The organism is Pseudomonas sp. RIT-562, from assembly GCF_026241895.1.
In the GTDB taxonomy this organism is placed as follows: Bacteria; Pseudomonadota; Gammaproteobacteria; order Pseudomonadales; family Pseudomonadaceae; genus Aquipseudomonas; species Aquipseudomonas mandelii_F.
This window is the reverse complement of sequence record NZ_JAPJIV010000014.1, coordinates 111,429-129,816: the sequence shown is the minus strand read 5'-3', so window position 1 is coordinate 129,816 and position 18,388 is coordinate 111,429. Positions and strand designations below refer to the sequence as shown.

Annotated in this window: 14 protein-coding genes and 1 pseudogene; 6 read left to right on the top strand and 9 right to left on the bottom strand. The window is 57.1% G+C overall.

All coding sequences use genetic code 11. The features are described 5' to 3' along the window. Positions 1–128: 128 nt before the first annotated feature. Positions 129–1,664 (bottom strand): EAL domain-containing protein, encoded by a 1,536-nt coding sequence (locus ORL50_RS17890; protein WP_266016905.1) that lies wholly within the window; start codon positions 1,662–1,664, stop codon positions 129–131. A 406-nt stretch (positions 1,665–2,070) separates the two neighbouring features. Here ORL50_RS17890 and hppD point away from each other — a divergent pair, with 406 nt between their 5' ends. Beyond that, positions 2,071–3,147, top strand: a complete 1,077-nt coding sequence (gene hppD / locus ORL50_RS17885; RefSeq protein ID WP_122840599.1) for a 4-hydroxyphenylpyruvate dioxygenase — start codon at positions 2,071–2,073, stop codon at positions 3,145–3,147. A gap of 125 nt (positions 3,148–3,272) precedes the next feature. Here the strand turns inward: hppD and rarD are convergent, their stop codons facing one another. Further along, positions 3,273–4,154 (bottom strand): EamA family transporter RarD, encoded by an 882-nt coding sequence (rarD, locus tag ORL50_RS17880; protein WP_266016902.1) that lies wholly within the window; start codon positions 4,152–4,154, stop codon positions 3,273–3,275. A 268-nt stretch (positions 4,155–4,422) separates the two neighbouring features. Here rarD and ORL50_RS17875 point away from each other — a divergent pair, with 268 nt between their 5' ends. After that, the gene (locus ORL50_RS17875; protein WP_266016900.1) at positions 4,423–5,610 is read left to right on the top strand and encodes a pyridoxal phosphate-dependent aminotransferase; all 1,188 of its coding nucleotides are present in this window, start codon (positions 4,423–4,425) and stop codon (positions 5,608–5,610) included. 380 nt (positions 5,611–5,990) lie between these two features. Next, positions 5,991–8,294 carry an RHS repeat domain-containing protein gene (locus tag ORL50_RS17870; RefSeq protein ID WP_266016898.1) on the top strand — a complete coding sequence of 768 codons (2,304 nt, stop codon included), beginning with the start codon at positions 5,991–5,993 and terminating at the stop codon, positions 8,292–8,294. Here ORL50_RS17870 and ORL50_RS17865 read toward each other — a convergent pair. Further along, positions 8,244–8,459: pseudogene (locus ORL50_RS17865) on the bottom strand (RHS repeat-associated core domain-containing protein); the annotation flags it as partial. The gene ORL50_RS17870 and the pseudogene ORL50_RS17865 sit on opposite strands and share 51 nt — an antisense overlap. On the opposite strand from ORL50_RS17865, the gene ORL50_RS17860 reads away from it, so the two are divergent. Next, positions 8,442–8,948 (top strand): hypothetical protein, encoded by a 507-nt coding sequence (locus tag ORL50_RS17860; protein ID WP_266016978.1) that lies wholly within the window; start codon positions 8,442–8,444, stop codon positions 8,946–8,948. The pseudogene ORL50_RS17865 and the gene ORL50_RS17860 sit on opposite strands and share 18 nt — an antisense overlap. Before the next feature lie 940 nt (positions 8,949–9,888). On the opposite strand, the gene ORL50_RS17855 is transcribed toward ORL50_RS17860, so the two are convergent. Then, positions 9,889–10,188: a helix-turn-helix transcriptional regulator gene (locus ORL50_RS17855; protein ID WP_266016897.1), complete on the bottom strand. Its 300-nt coding sequence runs from the start codon at positions 10,186–10,188 to the stop codon at positions 9,889–9,891. A gap of 363 nt (positions 10,189–10,551) precedes the next feature. Here ORL50_RS17855 and ORL50_RS17850 point away from each other — a divergent pair, with 363 nt between their 5' ends. Further along, positions 10,552–11,715, top strand: a complete 1,164-nt coding sequence (locus ORL50_RS17850) for a hypothetical protein (RefSeq protein ID WP_266016896.1) — start codon at positions 10,552–10,554, stop codon at positions 11,713–11,715. A gap of 91 nt (positions 11,716–11,806) precedes the next feature. Continuing rightward, positions 11,807–12,907, top strand: a complete 1,101-nt coding sequence (locus tag ORL50_RS17845; protein WP_266016894.1) for a hypothetical protein — start codon at positions 11,807–11,809, stop codon at positions 12,905–12,907. Between the two features lie 107 nt (positions 12,908–13,014). Here ORL50_RS17845 and ORL50_RS17840 read toward each other — a convergent pair whose 3' ends face one another. The 5 genes from ORL50_RS17840 to ORL50_RS17820 all read right to left on the bottom strand — a co-directional run bounded on the left by ORL50_RS17840 (position 13,015) and on the right by ORL50_RS17820 (position 18,313). Beyond that, on the bottom strand, positions 13,015–13,992 hold the full coding sequence (locus tag ORL50_RS17840; RefSeq protein WP_266016893.1) for a 2-hydroxyacid dehydrogenase: 978 nt from the start codon (positions 13,990–13,992) through the stop codon (positions 13,015–13,017). A gap of 13 nt (positions 13,993–14,005) precedes the next feature. Further along, positions 14,006–15,301, bottom strand: a complete 1,296-nt coding sequence (locus ORL50_RS17835) for an MFS transporter (RefSeq protein WP_266016891.1) — start codon at positions 15,299–15,301, stop codon at positions 14,006–14,008. Between the two features lie 108 nt (positions 15,302–15,409). Then, positions 15,410–16,393, bottom strand: a complete 984-nt coding sequence (locus ORL50_RS17830) for a sugar kinase (RefSeq protein WP_266016889.1) — start codon at positions 16,391–16,393, stop codon at positions 15,410–15,412. Next, entirely contained in the window at positions 16,386–17,168 is a 783-nt protein-coding gene (locus ORL50_RS17825; RefSeq protein WP_266016887.1) for a sugar phosphate isomerase/epimerase family protein, read from the bottom strand. Before ORL50_RS17825 ends, ORL50_RS17830 begins: the two co-directional genes overlap by 8 nt. A gap of 119 nt (positions 17,169–17,287) precedes the next feature. Next, positions 17,288–18,313 (bottom strand): LacI family DNA-binding transcriptional regulator, encoded by a 1,026-nt coding sequence (locus ORL50_RS17820; RefSeq protein WP_323055237.1) that lies wholly within the window; start codon positions 18,311–18,313, stop codon positions 17,288–17,290. Positions 18,314–18,388: the final 75 nt, after the last annotated feature.

Here is an 18,388-nt window from a genome sequence, read left to right as displayed (position 1 = left end):
CAAGATGATCTTGGTGCGAGCAGTAAAAATTGTAGTAGTTAATCGAAAAAGAGTAAATCATGACTTTTTCTACATGTAACAACAGTCGCTGGTCGAAGCTACATTAGTGCCTCGGTAGAGCTGATAAGTTAATGCGCTGTTAATGCTTTTATGAACTGCTCGCCGGGCATCGGTCGGGCGAACAGATAACCTTGCAGGAACCCCACTCCGCGCGCGGTCAGGTATTCGCTTTGCTCTTCAGTTTCCACTCCCTCTGCAACGATGCCCAGGTTGAGCTTCACCGAGAGCTCGATGATGCTGTCGAGAATGTGTCGGGACAGCGCATCGGCGCCGATCATGGCGACGAAACTCTGATCGATTTTCAGGAAGTCGACGTTGAACTGACGCAGGTAGCCAAGGCTTGAATGACCAGTGCCGAAGTCATCGATGGCGATTTTCACCCCCAGTTCATGCAGTTGTTCGAACAGCCTGTGGGTGATGTCTGTCGGCTCGATCAGTTCTCGCTCGGTCAACTCCAGTACCAGGCACACCTTGCCGTGAGTGAAATGGCTGAGGAATTCGCGGCAGTCGTTGATCAACTGCAGGTCTTTGCAATGACTGGCGGTGATGTTGACGCTGATGCGCAGGGGTTGCTCGAAAGCGCTGGCGACGGGCGCCAGCAGTTCGGCGGTCTGTTGCATCAGTGAGCGGGTCATGGGCACGATCAGCCCGGAGTGCTCGGCAAAGGGTATGAACATGTCGGGCCGCACCAGGCCTTCCTTGGGATGGTTCCAGCGCATCAACACTTCTGCGCCCGACCATTGTTTGCTCTCACCCAACACCACGGGCTGGAAGTACGGCACAAACTCCCTGGCTTCCAATGCCCGTTGCATCTCGATACTCGGCGAGGTCGAGCGCTTCTGCAGAACGTGGCCGATCAACCCGGACATCACGCCAAAAAATATCAGCAGGCTGAACAGAGGCGGGTATTCGCTCTTGATGTAGCGCCAGGTTTCGCCCTCGGGGAAACCCGCCCTCACGTTAAAGGCGTAGTGTTGCGAACTCAGGGTCGTTTGCGCCACAGGCAAGTCGGGTAGGGGACCTTCATGGAACTGTCCATCAGCCCGCAGCCAGTTGGGGCCGACCTGCAACAGCAGAAGGGTCTTGCGGCCGATCAGGCGCAAAATGTTGCTCAGGTGATAACCGTCCAGGGTGCTCATTGCCCCCTGTTTGCCCTTGCTCAGCCGGTACACCAGCAGAGCGGTATCGGGCGTCACCGGATTGCCTTTCATTAGCAACAACTGGCCTTCGTTATAATCACCCGGCGCGATTTTTTCCTCGATCTCGCCGAACAGCGAACTGCAATAGAGGATGTCTTCCCACAACAGGTTGGTCGAGCGCACAAACGGTCGGCGGGTGACCTGTTCGCGCAGGGCGAGATTGACGTCGATGCACGGTTGGCCCGCCAGCGGCAGCAATATGCCTGCGGCCTGGGCGGTGTTGTCGAGCATCAGGTCGAACTGGCGGATGGCCTCCTCGGCGGTCAGGCGCGAACTCTGTTCCAAAGTGCGTTGCGCCTGCAGGTACAGAATCCCACCGCCCAGCACGATCGGCAGCAGTGCGCTGAGCAAGGTGACGACTATCCGGGAGCTACGTTTACGGCGAGTGTTGGCGCTCAATGGCATTTGGCAAACCTGGGTGACGAGATAGGGCTCTCAACGGCTGGCAGGACCACCACAGGCCTTGCAAAAAAGAGTATGACAGCGGGCATGATAGTTGGCCTTTTGCCAGTCTGCCCAAGTCAATAACCGCTTGCGCCTGAGCGTTGAATGGGGATTTCATGAAGAAGGCGGACAAATATGTTTACGCTGTGTAGAATCGAGTTACGCATACAAGAATAATCGTCTTCTGGCAGCAGAAGCCTCGCCCGTCTTAGCCTTGGGTCGACAATGAAGATATTTGGGTTTCAACTGATCTATGGTGACTTCCTCGCGCGCAGCGTGAGAGGTATTTCCTGCGCGCCGCCCGCCGACCTCAACATTGCCAGCAACTAACACTTGTTAATTCCAAAAGCATGATGAGGCGCCGACCATGGCAGATTTATACGAAAACCCAATGGGCCTGATGGGCTTTGAGTTCATCGAATTCGCATCGCCAACCCCGAACACCCTGGAGCCGATCTTCGAGATCATGGGCTTCACCAAGGTGGCTACCCACCGCTCCAAGGACGTGCACCTGTATCGGCAGGGCGCGATCAACCTGATCCTCAATAATGAGCCGAACAGTGTTGCCTCGTACTTCGCCGCTGAACACGGCCCTTCGGTGTGCGGCATGGCGTTCCGCGTCAAGGATTCGCAGAAGGCTTACAAGCGCGCCCTGGAACTTGGTGCCCAGCCGATCCACATCGAGACCGGCCCGATGGAGCTGCACTTGCCGGCAATCAAGGGCATTGGCGGCGCGCCGCTGTACCTGATCGATCGTTTTGGCGAGGGCAGTTCGATCTACGACATCGACTTCGTGTTCATCGAAGGCGTGGACCGCAATCCAGAAGGCGCGGGCCTGAAGATCATCGACCACCTGACCCACAACGTGTATCGCGGACGCATGGCGTACTGGGCGAATTTCTACGAGAAGCTGTTCAACTTCCGCGAGATTCGTTACTTCGACATCAAGGGCGAATACACCGGCCTGACCTCCAAGGCCATGACCGCACCGGACGGCATGATCCGCATCCCGCTGAACGAAGAGTCGTCCAAGGGCGCCGGTCAGATCGAAGAGTTCCTGATGCAGTTCAACGGCGAAGGCATCCAGCACGTGGCCTTCCTCAGCGACAACCTCATCGACACCTGGGACCGCCTGAAGAAGATCGGCATGCGCTTCATGACCGCGCCACCGGAAACTTACTACGAGATGCTCGAAGGCCGTTTGCCTAACCATGGCGAACCAGTCAACGAACTGCAGATGCGTGGGATTTTGCTCGATGGTTCTTCCGAGTCCGGCGACAAGCGCCTGCTGCTGCAGATCTTCTCGGAAACCCTGATGGGGCCGGTGTTCTTCGAATTCATCCAGCGTAAGGGCGATGATGGATTTGGCGAAGGCAACTTCAAGGCGTTGTTCGAATCGATCGAACGGGATCAGGTTCGTCGTGGCGTGCTGTCCACTGACTGATTGGTTAGCGCTGTAAAACTGTGGGAGCGGGCTTGCTCGCGAATGCGCTGTGTCAGTCACCAGTAAAGTTGACTGATACGGCCCTTTCGCGAGCAAGCCCGCTCCCACATTTGTTTTGTGTGCGCTTAAGGTCTGCGATGCCGCATCAAATGCTTGAACCCCTCAAACACCAACACCACTACCGCCATCCAGATCGGAATATAAGTCAGCCATTCACCGGGCTTGATACTTTCCCCCAGCAACAACGCCACCCCCAGCAACAGCACCGGCTCGACGTAGCTCAATAACCCGAACAGACTGAACGGCAGCAAGCGGCTGGCGATGATATAGACCACCAGCGCCGAAGCGCTGATCAAGCCCAGCAGGGGAATCAGCCAAGCCAAGGCCGGGTAAAGATCGAAGACCCCGAAACCCTGTTCGCCACCCTGCACGAACCAATACGCGAGCGGCAGCATCAGGGTCATGTCCAGCCACAGCCCACCAAGGTTGTCGGTCTTCAGCCATTTACGCAGTACGAAATACAGCGGGTAGCCCACGACCACCACCAGGGTCGCCCAGGAAAATCCGCCGACTTGATACAGCTCGTTGACCACGCCTACGCTTGCGAAGAACACCGCGACTTTTTGCAGGTATGACAGCCGTTCACCGTAGGCAATGCGCCCTGTCAGGACCATGGCCAGCGGCAACAGGAAGTAGCCCAGGGACACATCGAGGCTGTAGCCATTGAGCGGCGCCCACATGAACAGCCAGAGCTGTACGCCCAGTAGCGCCGATGACAGTACCAGGCCGCCGATCAGCTTCGGTTGCGCACCAACCCTGCGCAGCAGGTCGAGCACCCGTCGCCATTCCCCGGACACCAGCATGAACAGGGTCATGCAGGGCACGGTCAACAGCATGCGCCAGCCGAAAATCTCCACGCCGCTCAGAGGCTTGAGCAGCGAAGTGTAGTAATACATGACGGCAAACAGCACCGAGGCTGACACCGATAAAGCGATACCTTTTGACAAGCTGTCCTCGCGAGGTTGAACGTAAAACGGGGGGGGGCGGAGGATACGTGGTTTTGTGCTGAATATCGCCCGGGCGATCAATATTTACAACATTGCGCAGAGGCTGGTACTCCGAAGATCGAAGTTATCTGTTGCTGTCGAAAGAAACGAGGCTGCGATCTCTTTTAACCCAGATCAAGTTCGAGGCGTGATTTCAACGCGATGCTGGCGCGTTTCAGGATTTCAGATAGGGTTGAGGCTGGGAGTACACGCGCGACAGGAGAACTACATGCGCTATTCGGCCTTGACCCATCGAATCGCCGGTGACGGAGCGGCGGCCTGGCAGATTCACGATCGGGCGTTGGAGTTGCGCGAACAGGGTGTCGATGTATTGCTGCTGTCGATCGGCGACCCGGATTTCGACACGCCGCAACCGATCGTTCAGGCGGCTATCGCCAGTTTGCTCGCTGGCGACACTCACTATTCCGAAGTGCGCGGCAGCAGAGGCCTGCGCGCTAGCATCGCCCGTCGGCACCGACAACGCAGTGGCCAGGCGGTGGATGCCGACAATGTGATCGTGATGCCCGGCGCGCAATGCGCGGTGTATTCGGTCGCGCAGTGCCTGCTGGACCCGGGCGATGAAGTGATCGTCGCCGAGCCGATGTATGTCACTTATGAAGGCGTGATTGGTGCCTGCGGGGCCAAGGTGATACCGGTGACGGTGCGCCCAGAGAACGGCTTTCGGGTCGACCCCGCGGATGTCGCGGCCTTGATCACTTCGAAGACCCGCGCCGTTTTGCTCAACAGCCCCAACAACCCATCCGGCGCCAGTCTGTCGTTGGCGATCTGGCAACAACTGGCATCGCTGTGTGTCCGTCACGACCTGTGGCTGATCAGCGACGAGGTCTACAGCGACCTGTTGTACGAGGGCGAACACATCAGCCCGGCGGGTTTGCCGGGCATGGCCGAACGCACCGCGACGATCAACAGCCTGTCCAAATCCCACGCCATGAGTGGCTGGCGAGTGGGCTGGGTGATCGGGCCGAAGTCCTTGGCCGAGCACCTGGTGCACTTGTCGTTGTGCATGCTGTTCGGCATTCCGGATTTCATTCAGATCGCCGCGCAGTTGGCGCTGGATGAAGATCTACCGGAAGTGGCGATGATGCGCGAGGAATATCGCCAGCGTCGCGACCTGGTGTGCGCCCGTTTAAATCACTGCCCTGGCATCCGGGCGATTCGGCCGGATGGCGGGATGTTCGTGATGGTCGACGTCCGCAAGACCGGGATGTCTGCTCAGCACTTCGCCGAACGGTTGTTGGAGGGCTATGGCGTCTCCGTGCTGGCCGGGGAGGCATTCGGGCCAAGCGCCGCAGGGCATATTCGACTGGGGTTGGTAGTGGACCAAAGCAAACTCGCGGATGCCTGCCGACGCATTGCGCTGTGCGCGGCAGATTTGCTGGAGGCGCGGCGGGCCTGAAGGTTTTGCGTTACTTGTACTGGCCCTATGGCGAGCAAGCTCACTCCCTCAGTTGGACGATTGTCAGGCACATGATCGCTGTACGACATCGATCCATTATGGGAGCGGGCTCGCTCGCGAAGACTGATTCACACGCGCCAAGTTTTTCAGCCCTGCCACGCAGCGCCATTCACCAGAATTCCTCCCCGACACCCATCCTGTATAGATCCCCACCTGTCAACTCTGACAGTTTCGCGATTTGTGAAAACAGTGCTTACTTTGCCTCAACGCAGAACGGCGGGATGCAGGCGGTGGTGCCCGGTAGTCATTGATCTGCTTTTCAATTCTGGAAGCCATGGGGTGTTCCATGGTTGCACGTTGCGAAAACGGAGAGAGATAACATGGCTGGTTCAGATAAAAAACAGCAGAAGCTGGCTTCACGCGAATCCGCATCTGACGCTGCAGCGCCCCTGGCGGTACAGGACCCGGTCGTCGCTCATTTTGTGATGACTGGGGATCCGGTAGGGTTGATCCCCAGAGCAAAGCTCAATGAAGATCAGAAGACGACGATTGCCACTTGGGACGCGACGATTCCCGGTGGGGTGGACGAATTTTTCAGATTACAAGTTGCGCGTGGAGGTAGTCAGGAGTGGACGAATCTCCAAGAGCATACCGTTACCGGTGGGGGGGGCTGGGTACCTTTGGACTTCACTATTCCCTCAACGTTTTTCCTGGATACGGTCAATGAAGGTCCCTTTGACCTCAGGTATGAACACGAAAACGCGGGGGGAGTCTCAGACCACTCGAATCGGGTTCGCATTCAAATTGACAAGACCCCGCCCAATGGCGCGCTTCCTCCGGCAAAAATGGCGTTTACCGTCACGCCTCCCATCACTGATGCATCGTTTGCCGGGAATGATTATCTTGAAGCAACGATTCCGTTATGGAATGGCGAGCTCCTCGACGTTAATGTCGCTTTTGGCTGGTTGAAAGGAGAGCTACCCGAGGACCCTGCCGATATTGACCTGATCGGTCCGCAGCCAATTGCCCCAGGCGGGACGGTACGAATTCCCAAAGACAAGTTCATCAACGCAGGTGACGGGCTGTGCTGTGGCGGCTATGTCCTCATCGACAAGGCCGGCAATATCAGCGCGTTGTCTATGTATGAACTGATGTCCGTGGCGCTCGGAGCGTTGCCGCTCATACCTCTAGCCCCACCCACGGCGGCAGATGCCACCGGCGGTGAATTGCTGCGCTCCGATATTGTTGATGGCGGGGTACTGGTCAATGTGCCCCAAGTTACCAACGGCAAGTCTACTGACACGGTGGTTGTGAAGTGGAAAGATCAAGAGATTACGCCCGGCACGCCTGTCGGGGGCAATCCTTCCAGCGGCCTCAACATTTTCATATCCTGGGACAGGATTTGGGCAGCCTATGGTAGTGCGACCGTAGGGGTAGTGGATCACCCATTGACCTACCAGGTCTTGCGCGGCGTAGAACCTTATGACTCAGAAGTTGGGACAGTCAAAGTCAACCTGTCTGCCGCGGGGCCAGTGAATCCGCTGCCCGATCCGGAACCTGGTAACGATCAGTTGAAAGGGGTCGATATTGTCGGCGAGTCAGGCACAGCTAACGAGCTGATCGATACCGATGAAGACAAGGAAATCAACGCAAAAATAGAACTCGTCGCACCGCTGGCGGACGGTGATTCCTATCAAGTGGTCTGGAACGGAACACCCATCGGCGCTCCCTATGTCATTGATGTCGCCAGCGACACCGTGGGCGAAACGATCGAGATCGGGCTCGACTGGGACACGATCCGCAGCCAGGGTCCCAATGACAAAATGCCGGTCTGGTACGAGTTGCGTAAAGCATTCGCAAATGATGAAGAAGGTGCCATTCTTGCCTTGATTCGTACTATGTCTCGTAATGGCGGGAATTTTCCGGGGAGTAACTACAAATACTTGATTCCGGATGATGCCGGGAAGGATTATTCAGCAACAGTGCTGTTTGATCGCAGGCGAACGGCGGGCGCTGCTCTATTGAGTGAAATGATGAGCCTGCTCGGGCATAACGACTTGCCAACCGTTATCAGCGTCGACAATATCGTCCTTGGAACCCAGACGTTCGACGGGCTGGGTCGCATGTTCGAATCGGACACTGGTGGGCGCAAGCAGGTGTTCACGTTTAAGCCGGGCCAAAGCGAACCCAACACGGTCACCACCCCCAGCGGGGAGGTCATCGAGTACGACTACCAGCCTCAATTGGGCAAAGAGCCTATCTTGCGTCGCCTGCCCCGCGTCGGGGTTCAAGGTGAATTCGACGATGCCCGCTACACATACGATGGCAAAAATGCGCGCCTGCTTTTTTGCGAGGAGCAGGGGCTGGCGCTATCGCGCACCTACTACAGCACCGGTGAGCTGAAGAGCGAGAAACGAGTCGTGGTTGACGGCGAATACACCATGGACTATCAGTACAGCCGGCTCGGACGCTTGCTTGGGTACACCGATGTTCTGCGTCAGACGCAGGGTTATGAGTATGACGGCCAGGGCCGCTTGACCAAGACACAGTTGGGCACGACTGCCTCGACATTTCCCTCCACAATACGCATACGCGTTCACTCCCCCTTCCTCGAACGGACTAAAAACATCCGGACTGTAAAATCTCATCAAACTCGGGCTATAAGCTCGATGACCATTGCCTAGAAAATAGTAACCGGTTCGCTTCTCCAACAATTCACCGTTAAAGCCCAAAGCGCTGCTCACCGACGATTCATCCTCCCGATGCCCATATGCCGAATAGGCGATGTCCTTGCGCCCAGACTGTCTCAGCTCACACAGGACACTGTCCTTGTGATCACTGGCCAGCATCAGGGACTTTGGGTCAGCACCTTCCTGGTGCTCGGCGAGCACGACTCCATCACCACGAAAAAAAGTGCTGCTTTCGTTGCCCTTGATCAAGTTCGCCACGTTGCCATCCTGGTAAAAACGGTGCTCGTTCTTCCCACCGTCATCCTGGCTGGCAAGCTCGTTCAGCGCCGTGTAGTCATAGGACAGGGTCGATCCACCAGGCCCACCTCTCACTTCAATCAACCGGCCGAGGGGGTCGTATTCGAGGGTGCGCTGTTCTTCGTCGAGGATAAGGTGACCGTCCGGGTTGTACAGCAGATCAATCTGCGGCGGATAGTCCGCATGATTGTTAGTGACCTTGCTCAGTTGCGTCTTGTCCACGTTGTCGTAGAAATACCGTGCCCGGTTGCTGCCCGTGCCGAATGTCGTCATTACGATAGTCAGGTTGTCCCGGGCATCGAACGAGAACATCTGTTTACGGATAGGCTTGCCATAGGGATCAACCGGTAGTTGGGTGCCGGTGCACTCGTAGGTGATCAGTCGCCCGCGCTTGTCATAATCATATAATTCGTCACGCAGTACGGTGCCCCCCTCCTTTAAAGTCCGCTGTTTCAGGCCATCGACATCGTTGTACACCTGGCTCAATGTCTGCTTGACCCCATTGAGGTCAAAGGCGCGCAGGGTTTCACGATCAAACTCGTCGTATGTCAGTTCAATGCCTACTGTTTGCGTACTGACGCTGTCGTGGGTGGTGATGGTTGCCGTCCGCCCGAATGCATCGTAGGTAACCCGGCCGACTACGTGGATCCAACGGGAACAATCTACGGTTTTGGTTGGATATCAAAGCTTGCTACAAGAATCACAAAGGTATTTTCACGTACCAAGCCCGCACCAAAGATGGGGGGGCATATGAAGTCAAGCTATGTTCCCGAGTACCACAAGGCTGGGTTCAGACCTCTACCCAAGTACCATGGTCAGCGCCTTAAATTGAGTACACAGGCGTCCCAGGGTACGTCGGATCCAGGGAGTAGCTGGAGTTCGATGGGTCACCAGCGGGCGCGTGATTCGCTCGATTCGTTCGATAGTGCATTGTTTGGCTCAAAGGCACCATCGACCACCGGCTCGGTAAGAAGCGCACTCAAGGGTTTCGATTCTCTCGATGACGTTGAAGCTTCCAGGAGGGCCTCTATAGAAAATCACGTGTATGAAACGATCGATGAAGTTCGAGCACCCAAGACGAGCGTTCCGAAGGCGCCAATGAAAAAAACCCCTGCCAAAGCCCCTAGGGCTGACGTCCATGCCGAAAAGAGGGCCCAACGACTGCAGAACGCCAAACTGGCCGAGCAGAAGATGAAAGATATAAGAGCTAGGGATGGCAAAAGGCTGTAGCAATTTGCTCACTGCCGTGGATGAGTTCCAACATCCATGGCAGTGGGTTCGCCCACACATCTCAAGGAAGGTTGATCAAACCTAGTGCCAGCGCCTTGAGCACAGCCGCCCCGCGCGAACTCACACCGAATTTGCGACGAATATTACTGAAGTGGTAATTCACACCCGCTTCGGTGCAGTTGAAAATCCGCCCGATTTCCCAAGAGGATTTACCCGCGGCACTCCACTGCAGCACCTCTTTTTCCCTGGTAGTCAGGGTTATCGCCGAGGGGAGTTGGTGCTCCTGAGGCGCACGGTTAACTGCGGCGGGTGATGAGCTGACCGGGGTGGGATGGGCAGGGTACATATCGGTGTCTCCCATTTATCATCAATGATCACTGGGGCGTGAAGAAACGCCTGCTCCGCAACGGAGCGCGCTGGGGATTTTCAGGTTCGAACCATTTATAACGCGATTACAAAATCATGGAACCTGTCACAAATGACAGGTGACAGTCCGAATCGTCATAACCTATTGAAAAATATCATCAACCTCCAATAAAAAATCCTCAGACTCGCGGATGACCGACTGTGCATAAACCTTAATGGAACCCTCACCGTACCTGTACAACCGTACGGATGACCCTATCAGTTCTGATAGTAGGCAAACTGTCGATCAAGGCGTAAAACCCTATCAACGCGGCCTGATGGCTAACAGGTGTATAAATACTACTGTGAGGTGTGCAACGTGGCAGATAACTCTTTATCCAGTCTATTGGCGTGGATGAAAGAAGATACGCGCCTGTTAAATTGGGGGCTTGTAGTCGCGTTTGATCGACGCAAGGCCAATCTATTGATTATTCAGGAGTATATACAGCGCTTCGGCACTGGAAGTTATTTTCGGGTCACGGGCGAAGTTCCGATTGTTGAAAATCAACATATGGAATACATCCATGATTTTGTGCTGGATGTTCCACGACTGTCTTTTGGCAGCGCAGATCTGAATGACTCCAAGGCAGTGCTTACCATGGCGATCATGGGGGGGCGCCAGTTCTCACTGAAAAAAGAGGGCGGTGGTTGGAAGGCCGATAGAGTGGAAGAGATAGATCCCTTGCAAGGTCCAAGGTTGTACCTGGACTTGCTGCTCAATCAAGTGCCAGGTGACGTAGAAGCAGATGGACGCGTCATGCTGGACCTGAGCAAAAGCGATAACTTCCACCTGACCTTCAGCCAGACAGCCCAAGCGCAACGCTTGGGCGGCGATTATTTCAAGGACTTGTTCAAGGCCTTGCCCGCTGAAGAGCGCACCTACACCTTGGGCAGGATACAGCCAGGAGCCAATAAGCTGATGCGCCCGCAGTCCTTTGAGCTGCGAACCCAAGCGCGCAAAGCCTGCGCGACAGATCAAGAGGGCGCCATTCTTGCCCTGGTTCGCATGATGGCTCGAAATGGCGGGAATTACCCTGGGGGTGGATATAAATATCTGATTCCTGATGACGCGAGCAAGGACTACTCGGCAACCGTGCTGTTTGATCAGAACCGGGTAGCGGCAAGCGTGCTAATAGCTGAGGTAGCAAATTTTTTCGAAATTTCTCAGACCGATGACTTCGATTATTTATTTGACGAAAGTGGAAAGTTCTTGTCGGCGACACCGAAGTCAGGTGTGCTCCACGCGCCAGCGGTAGATGAAGTCGTGGTGGTACGGTTTAGCGATATGATGATCGAGGTTGATTTAAAGATTGATCAGTTTCAATTTTTGGCTACGCATCCGAATGTTTTCACAGTTGAGCTGGATGCTGGGAAGCTATCGATCCGTTGGACGACATCGGTCGAATCACAAAGTCATCTGTCCGTATTGAGTCCAGGTTGGGGGAGCTCCGGATATTTCACCGACGCTGCACGCTACCATTGAGCTGAGCGCACAGTATGAGGTAGTAGAGGGTGCGGGTGGCGAAGTATCACTGCGCCAAATGTCTATTGAATGCAAGGGTGCAGCTAGGTTTGTGGATTTGTCCCCTGTGGAAGTGGGAGAGGGATGGAGTTCATTTATTATAAGTTACATAACCGACCGCGTAGAAAAAAGCTATTTGGTAGAGGGCGTCGGTGGACGTTTAAAGGACGCGTTCAAGGCCGCATTCAGCGCTGATATTTTGATCCGCGATTTTATCGAGCAAACCATCAAGTTGAATTTTGGCCAGGCAATACAGGGCAATGAAGTCTATGCGCCTACCGATATCGGTTTTTTCGGTCGAATCAACCCCACCCATACTTCGTTCGCCATCAAACAGATGGAGCCGCTGTTATTGCACGGCGAAGAGTTTACGTTCACCACCGAGCCTCCCGTGCCTGGCGTGAAGTGGAGCGTGGATAACCTGGTGACCAGCACCAGTCTTCCAGGGACGATTAACCCAGATACTGGCAAGTACGTCGCGCCCGAAGCCACAATGTTCGAGGGCCGCTACACCCGTGTGCGGGTTACGGCCAGTGCACCCAGCGGGGGTTACTCCAGTTCGGCATTGGTGACCGTGGTGGCCAATAAATTGACCGTCAACCCTTTGATCCAGACTTGCAAGATTGGCGCGACTGTCGAATTGTCGGCGGGCCATCTGGATGCGGGTACGTTGAAATGGGAGATCAAGAATCCAGTGCCGGGCGAGAGCGGCACAGTGCGGCCGAGTGAGAAACCTGAGGGCGATCACACGTATCATCACGGAGGGCCGGTGGAGGAAAAGACCTATGTCCTCGACGAGATAGAGGTCAGTACCCCGACAGGTGACAAACGCTCGGTCCATGTTCTGGCATTGATGCAAGAACCTGGACTTACGATCAACATCGTAAATATGGATATTGCCAAAGGAGAGGTTCAGCTGGAGGCCATCGTCAATAAAAAAGTGATGCCCGCCGAATGGAACCTGCCTTTGAAAGGGCCGGGTTCGATAGATGCCAGCGGCCTGTACCGTATGGCGCCAACCGCCACTGACCAATTCGTGCTCATTTTCGCTGTGGTGGACGGTGGGCCATTTGGCAAGTTTGAAGGCTATTTGATTCTGCCATTGCCTTTAGTCAAGTTTCCGACGCTGCTTGAGTTGTTATCGCAAAAGTAACGTGTGCCGCGGGCTCCGGCAAACCCGCCCATCAAGGAAGGCGGGATTTGCTCTTGATCGCCAGTGACGCGCGGAAAACCTGGTCAGGGCTGCCGATTTATTGATCTTCAGCCCCTCCAGGCCCGTGTATTCACCAAGTTGGCCGGCCGCTCTCCAGTCAGCGCCGCCAGCAAATTATCGACAGCACAGGCCGCCATCGCCTCCCGAGTCTCATGGGTCGCCGAGCCCATGTGCGGTGTCGCCACCACGTTATCCATCTGCAACAACGGCGAGTCGTGGTTCAACGGCTCCCGTTCAAACACATCCAGCCCCGCTGCGCGAATCTGCCCCGTACGCAGCGCCTCGATCAGCGCCGCTTCATCCACCACCTTGCCCCGGGAGATGTTGATGAAGATGCTTTGCGGGCGCATCAGGGCGAATTCCTCGGCGCCGATCAGTCGCTCGGTTTCAGCGGTCAATGGCAAGGTCAGGCAGATGAAATCCGCCTGCTGCAACAGCTCGTTCAGGCTGCGGTATTGCGCATCGAAACGCTGTTCTACCGCCAGTTTTGGTGAGTGGCTGTGGTAGATCACCGGCATGCCGAAACCGCAGTGTCCGCGCTGGGCGAGCGCCTCGCCGATGCGGCCCATGCCGATGATGCCCAGGGTTTTGCCGTGCACGTCGGTGCCGAAATGCGCGGGGACGAGGTTACGTTGCCATTCGCCTGCGCGAACCATGTTCGCCAGTTCCACCACGCGTCGGGCAGTCGCGAGAATCAACGCAAAACCGGTATCGGCGGTGGTTTCGGTGAGCACGTCCGGCGTGTTGCTGAGCAGGATGCGCCGCTCGGTCAGGTAGTCGATGTCGTAGTTGTCGACGCCCACCGAGACGCTGGCGATGGCTTCCAGGTCGGGCGCCAGATCGAGCAGTTCGGCATCCAGCTTCAGGCTGGCACCGAGCAAGCCGTGGGCGCGGGGCAGGGCATCGCGCAGTTGGGCCAGGCCTTCGGTATCGAGGCTTTCGATCAGCGTCACTTCCGCTTGCTCATGCAAACGAGCCATTAGCGATGGCGAGAGTTTCTTGTACAGAACAATGTGCTTTTTCATGTCGTCATCTCAATCAGGAATGTGCGGCGGTGCGGGTCACAGCGACTGTGGGGCGCTCCCGATCACTGGCACCGGGCTTGAGGAAAATCGTCAACACCACCGAGAGCATCAGCGCGCCGCTCATCAACAAGTAAGACGCGCCGGGCGAACCGGTGGAACTGTTCAGGTAACCGACCAGGTAGGAGCCGCCGAACGAACCAAGGGCGCCCATGCTGTTGATCAGCGCCATGGCGCCACCGGCGACGTTGGCCGGGAGGATTTCCGGAATGATCGCGAAGAACGGCCCGTACGGCGCGTACATGCAGGCGCCGGCAATTACCAGCAAGGAGTAGGACCACCAGAAGTGTTCGGCACCCAACGCGTAGGAACCGTAGAACGCGAACGAGGCGATCAGCAGTGGCGGCCAGACGAAGCGCTTGCGTTTTTGCAGTTTGTCCGAGCCCCAGGACACCAGCAGCATGCCGATCACCGCCGCCAGATAAGGCAGCGCCGACAGCCAACCGGCTTCGACCATGTCCATCTGCGCGCCGGCCTTGAGGATCGATGGCAGCCACAGCACGAAGCCGTAGACGCCGATGCTCCAGCAGAAAAACTGCAGGGCCAGGATGATCACTTTCGGCGAGCGGAAGGCTTCGGCGTAGTTTTTCACCGCCTTGATGCCGACCTGTTCGGCGGCCAGGGCGCTTTCCAGATCCTGTTTCTCCTGATCGCTGAGCCATGTCGCTTGGGCCGGACGATCATCGGCCAATTTCCACCAGATAAATGCCCAGAGCACCGCCGGCAGACCTTCGATAATGAACATCCAGCGCCAGCTGTAGTGCTGCACCAGATAGCCGGAAACCACCGACATCCACAGCATGGTCACCGGGTTGCCGAGGATCAGAAAGGTGTTGGCCCGCGAGCGTTCGGCGCGGGTGAACCAATGGCACAGGTAGATCAGCATCGCCGGCATCACTGCTGCCTCGACCACGCCGAGCATGAAGCGGATGACGATCAGCCAATAGGCATTGGAGACGATCCCGGTCAGTGTCGCCAGGCTGCCCCAGAGGATCAGGCTGACAAATATCAGCTTCTTCACGCTGTGCTTCTGGGCGTAGATCGCCCCCGGTACCTGGAAGAAGAAGTAACCGAGGAAGAACAGTGCGCCGAGCATCGAAGACAGGCCCGGAGTGATCATCAGGTCGGCGGCCATGCCGGAGGCGGCGGCGAAGCCGTAGTTGGCGCGGTCCAGATACGCCAGGCTGTAGGTGATGAACACGATGGGCATGATGTACCACCAGCGGCGGGTGGCGAGGGTTGCGGTTTTCATGGTGGTGCTCCTGAGCTTGTTGTTTTTGTCGCAGCAGGTATCGGATCAAAATCTTCAGTCAATGGTCGCGGGCAAGCCTTGCTCCCACAGGACCGGGTTTATGCAGCTCTACTGCTGTGCAACCTGTGGGAGCAAAGCTTGCTCGCGATTGGGGATCCTGAATTCAGCGACCATCTCGGTTCGGGTCGGCAACCCCTCCATGTCCCCACGACTCTGCACCGCCCGGCTGCCAACCCAGTTGGCCCGCTGCACGGCATCGGCAAAGCTGTGGTTCTCCAGCAACGCACTGATCATGCCGACGGCAAAGCCATCACCGGCACCGACCGTATCGACCACTGTTTGCACCGGCACGCCGGCCACAAAACCCTGATCCTGATGAGTCCGGTAATAAGCGCCATGCGGCCCCAGCTTGATCGCCACCGCTTCGGCACCCTGATCGAGGTAGAACGCGGCAATGTCGGCCGGGTCTTCGAAACCGGTCAACAGGCGACCTTCGCTCAACCCCGGCAGCACCCAGTGGGCGAGGGCAGCGAGGCGGTTGATTTCGCGGATCATCTGTTGCTCGCTGGCCCATAGGCTCGGGCGCAGGTTTGGGTCGAAGGACACGCTGCGGCCGGCTTCGCGCATGCGGGTCATCAATTCGAATGACATCTGGCGTGCTGTTTCCGACAGCGCCGGTGGGATGCCGGTGGCGTGCAGGTGCCGGGCCTTGAGCAGTTCGGGAGCGATCGACTGCGGTGCCAGGTGACTGGCCGCCGAACCGCGGCGAAAGTACTCGACGGCGGGGTCACTGCCATCCTCGGTGCGCGACTTGAGCTGGAAACCGGTGGGATGTGCGGAGTCGATGTCGACATGCCGGCAGTCCAGGCCTTCCTTTTCCAGCGTGTCGATCACGAACCGGCCCAGTGAGTCGGCACCGACCCGGCTTAGCCAAGCCACCTTGAAGCCCAATCGCGACAGGCCGATGGCGACATTGCTGTCAGCGCCGGCGATGCGTTTGTGGAATTGACCGATGCTGGCCAGATCACCGGTTTGCTCGGCGACGAACATCGCCATGGTTTCGCCGAACGACAGGATATCGATCTCAGACATGCGCGTGCTCCCGCTGCGATTGGCCCAGTTGGGCGAGGGCGGCGACGTGTTCGCGGGTCAACTGCACCAGGTCATCGCCTTGCAACGGATATTCCGCCGCGCGCATGACACCCTGGGCCATGTGCCGCAGCAGCTGTTCCCACTGTTGCAAGTCGCTGGCGACGGGTGGGATGGCGACCAATTTGCCGTCGGCGCGACGGGTCACCGCTTTGCAGTGCACGTAGCCCACATGGCGTCCGAGCAACCGCGCCGCGCTGGCAGGCGACTGGTCCTGCCAGTGCCAGTTGCCGATGTCGAAAGTCATCTTGATCGGCAGGTTATGCTGCTCCACTTCATCGAAAAAGCGCTGGAAGGGTTCGATGCGACCGCCGTGCAGGGTCTGATCGTTTTCCACCAGCAGTTGCACGCTGCTCTCGGTCAGCACCCTGGCGAGTGTTTGCAGATCGCTGTTGTCGGTGAAATAACCCAAGGAAACTTTCAGCCATTTGGCGCCAAAAGCCTGGGCGCGCTGTAACGCTTCGATCAATTCGCGATTGGGTTTTGACTGGCCGGCCAGCCACAATTCCATTGGCGAGGAATACACGCTTTCAAGGCCCTCGGCTTGTGCGGCGTCGGCGAGTTGCTCGGGGACTTCAACGGTCAGCAATTCTTCGCGCCATTCAATGCGCGTGGCGCCAGCGGCGGCCAGTATTTCGATGAAGCTGCCTTGGCCACGCTGGCGCACGAGGTCGGCACCGTAGCTGGAAAGGCTGATGGAAACGGCTGGTTTATTCATTGTTTTTTACCTCTGAAACCGGTTTCATTTTTGTTCAAAAAAATAGTGATCTTTCGGGCCTCATCGCGACCAGGCTCTCTCCTGTAGGAGTGAGCCTGCTCGCGATGGGGCCGCTGAAATCACCGAAAATCTCCAAGCGTCGACCCCCGCACAATCAACCGCGCCGAAAAATCCAGCGTCCGCACCGGACCATCATCCCCGCGTAAACGCTTGAGCAAACACTCAAACGCACTGGCGCCAATCTCGCTGGTCGGTTGGGCGAGGGCGGTGATGCCGTTGCCCACCAGCGGGTACCAATCCAGGTCATCCAGGGCAATCAACCCGACATCCGCGAACAACTGGCAGTCGAGCTCGCGCAATGAATGTGTACTGGCCAACGCTGCAATCCCGTTCGCGCAAAACAGTGCCTTGGGACCGGGTCCGGATGAGTCGAGGAAGGTTCGCAGAGTTGCCGTCAGCTCGCTGCCGGTTTCCGTGATTGACCCACGAAGCGCGGGCCGCTGCTCGATCTGCGCCTTGAAGCTGCTGACCCGTTCGATCCGCGAACTGGTGCCGTCAAAAGGCTCGGTCACCAGCATCACGTCGCGGTAACCGCGTTGTTCAAGATGGGCGAGAGCCATGTCGACGGCTGCCGGGTTATCCAGCCCGACCATGTCACTCTCGAGGTGCTCGACCTTGCGATCCACCAGCACCAAGGGCATTTCCCGGTGCAGTTCGTGCAATTCGTCACGGTGATGGCCGAGGGTATTCACGATCAGGCCTTCGATGTTGTACGAGCGCAACAGTGCCAGGTGTTGGCGTTCCTGCTCGTCATCGCGGTCGGTGTTGCACACCACCAGGCTGTAGCCGTGCTGACGGCAGGCGGTTTCCACCCCGTGCATCACGGCAATCGAATAAGGGTTACGGATGTCGGCCACCAGCATGCCGATCAGGCGCGTGCGCCCGCGTTTCAAGCCGCGGGCCATCTGATTAGGGCGGTAGCCCAGCTCGGCAATTGCCTGCTCGATGCGCTGGGCAATGGCATCCGAGAGCAGGGCGCGGTCGTCGCCGATGAACCGCGAAACGCTGGCCTTGGAGACCTTGGCGTGTGCGGCCACGTCGAGCATGGTCACGCGGCTGCGCTGGGCGGCGGAGAAGTCGTTCACGGTCTGAAACCTTGTTATTGGATTTATGAGGTTCAGCGCATGGTGCTGAAACCGGTTTCAGAAGACACCAGAAAC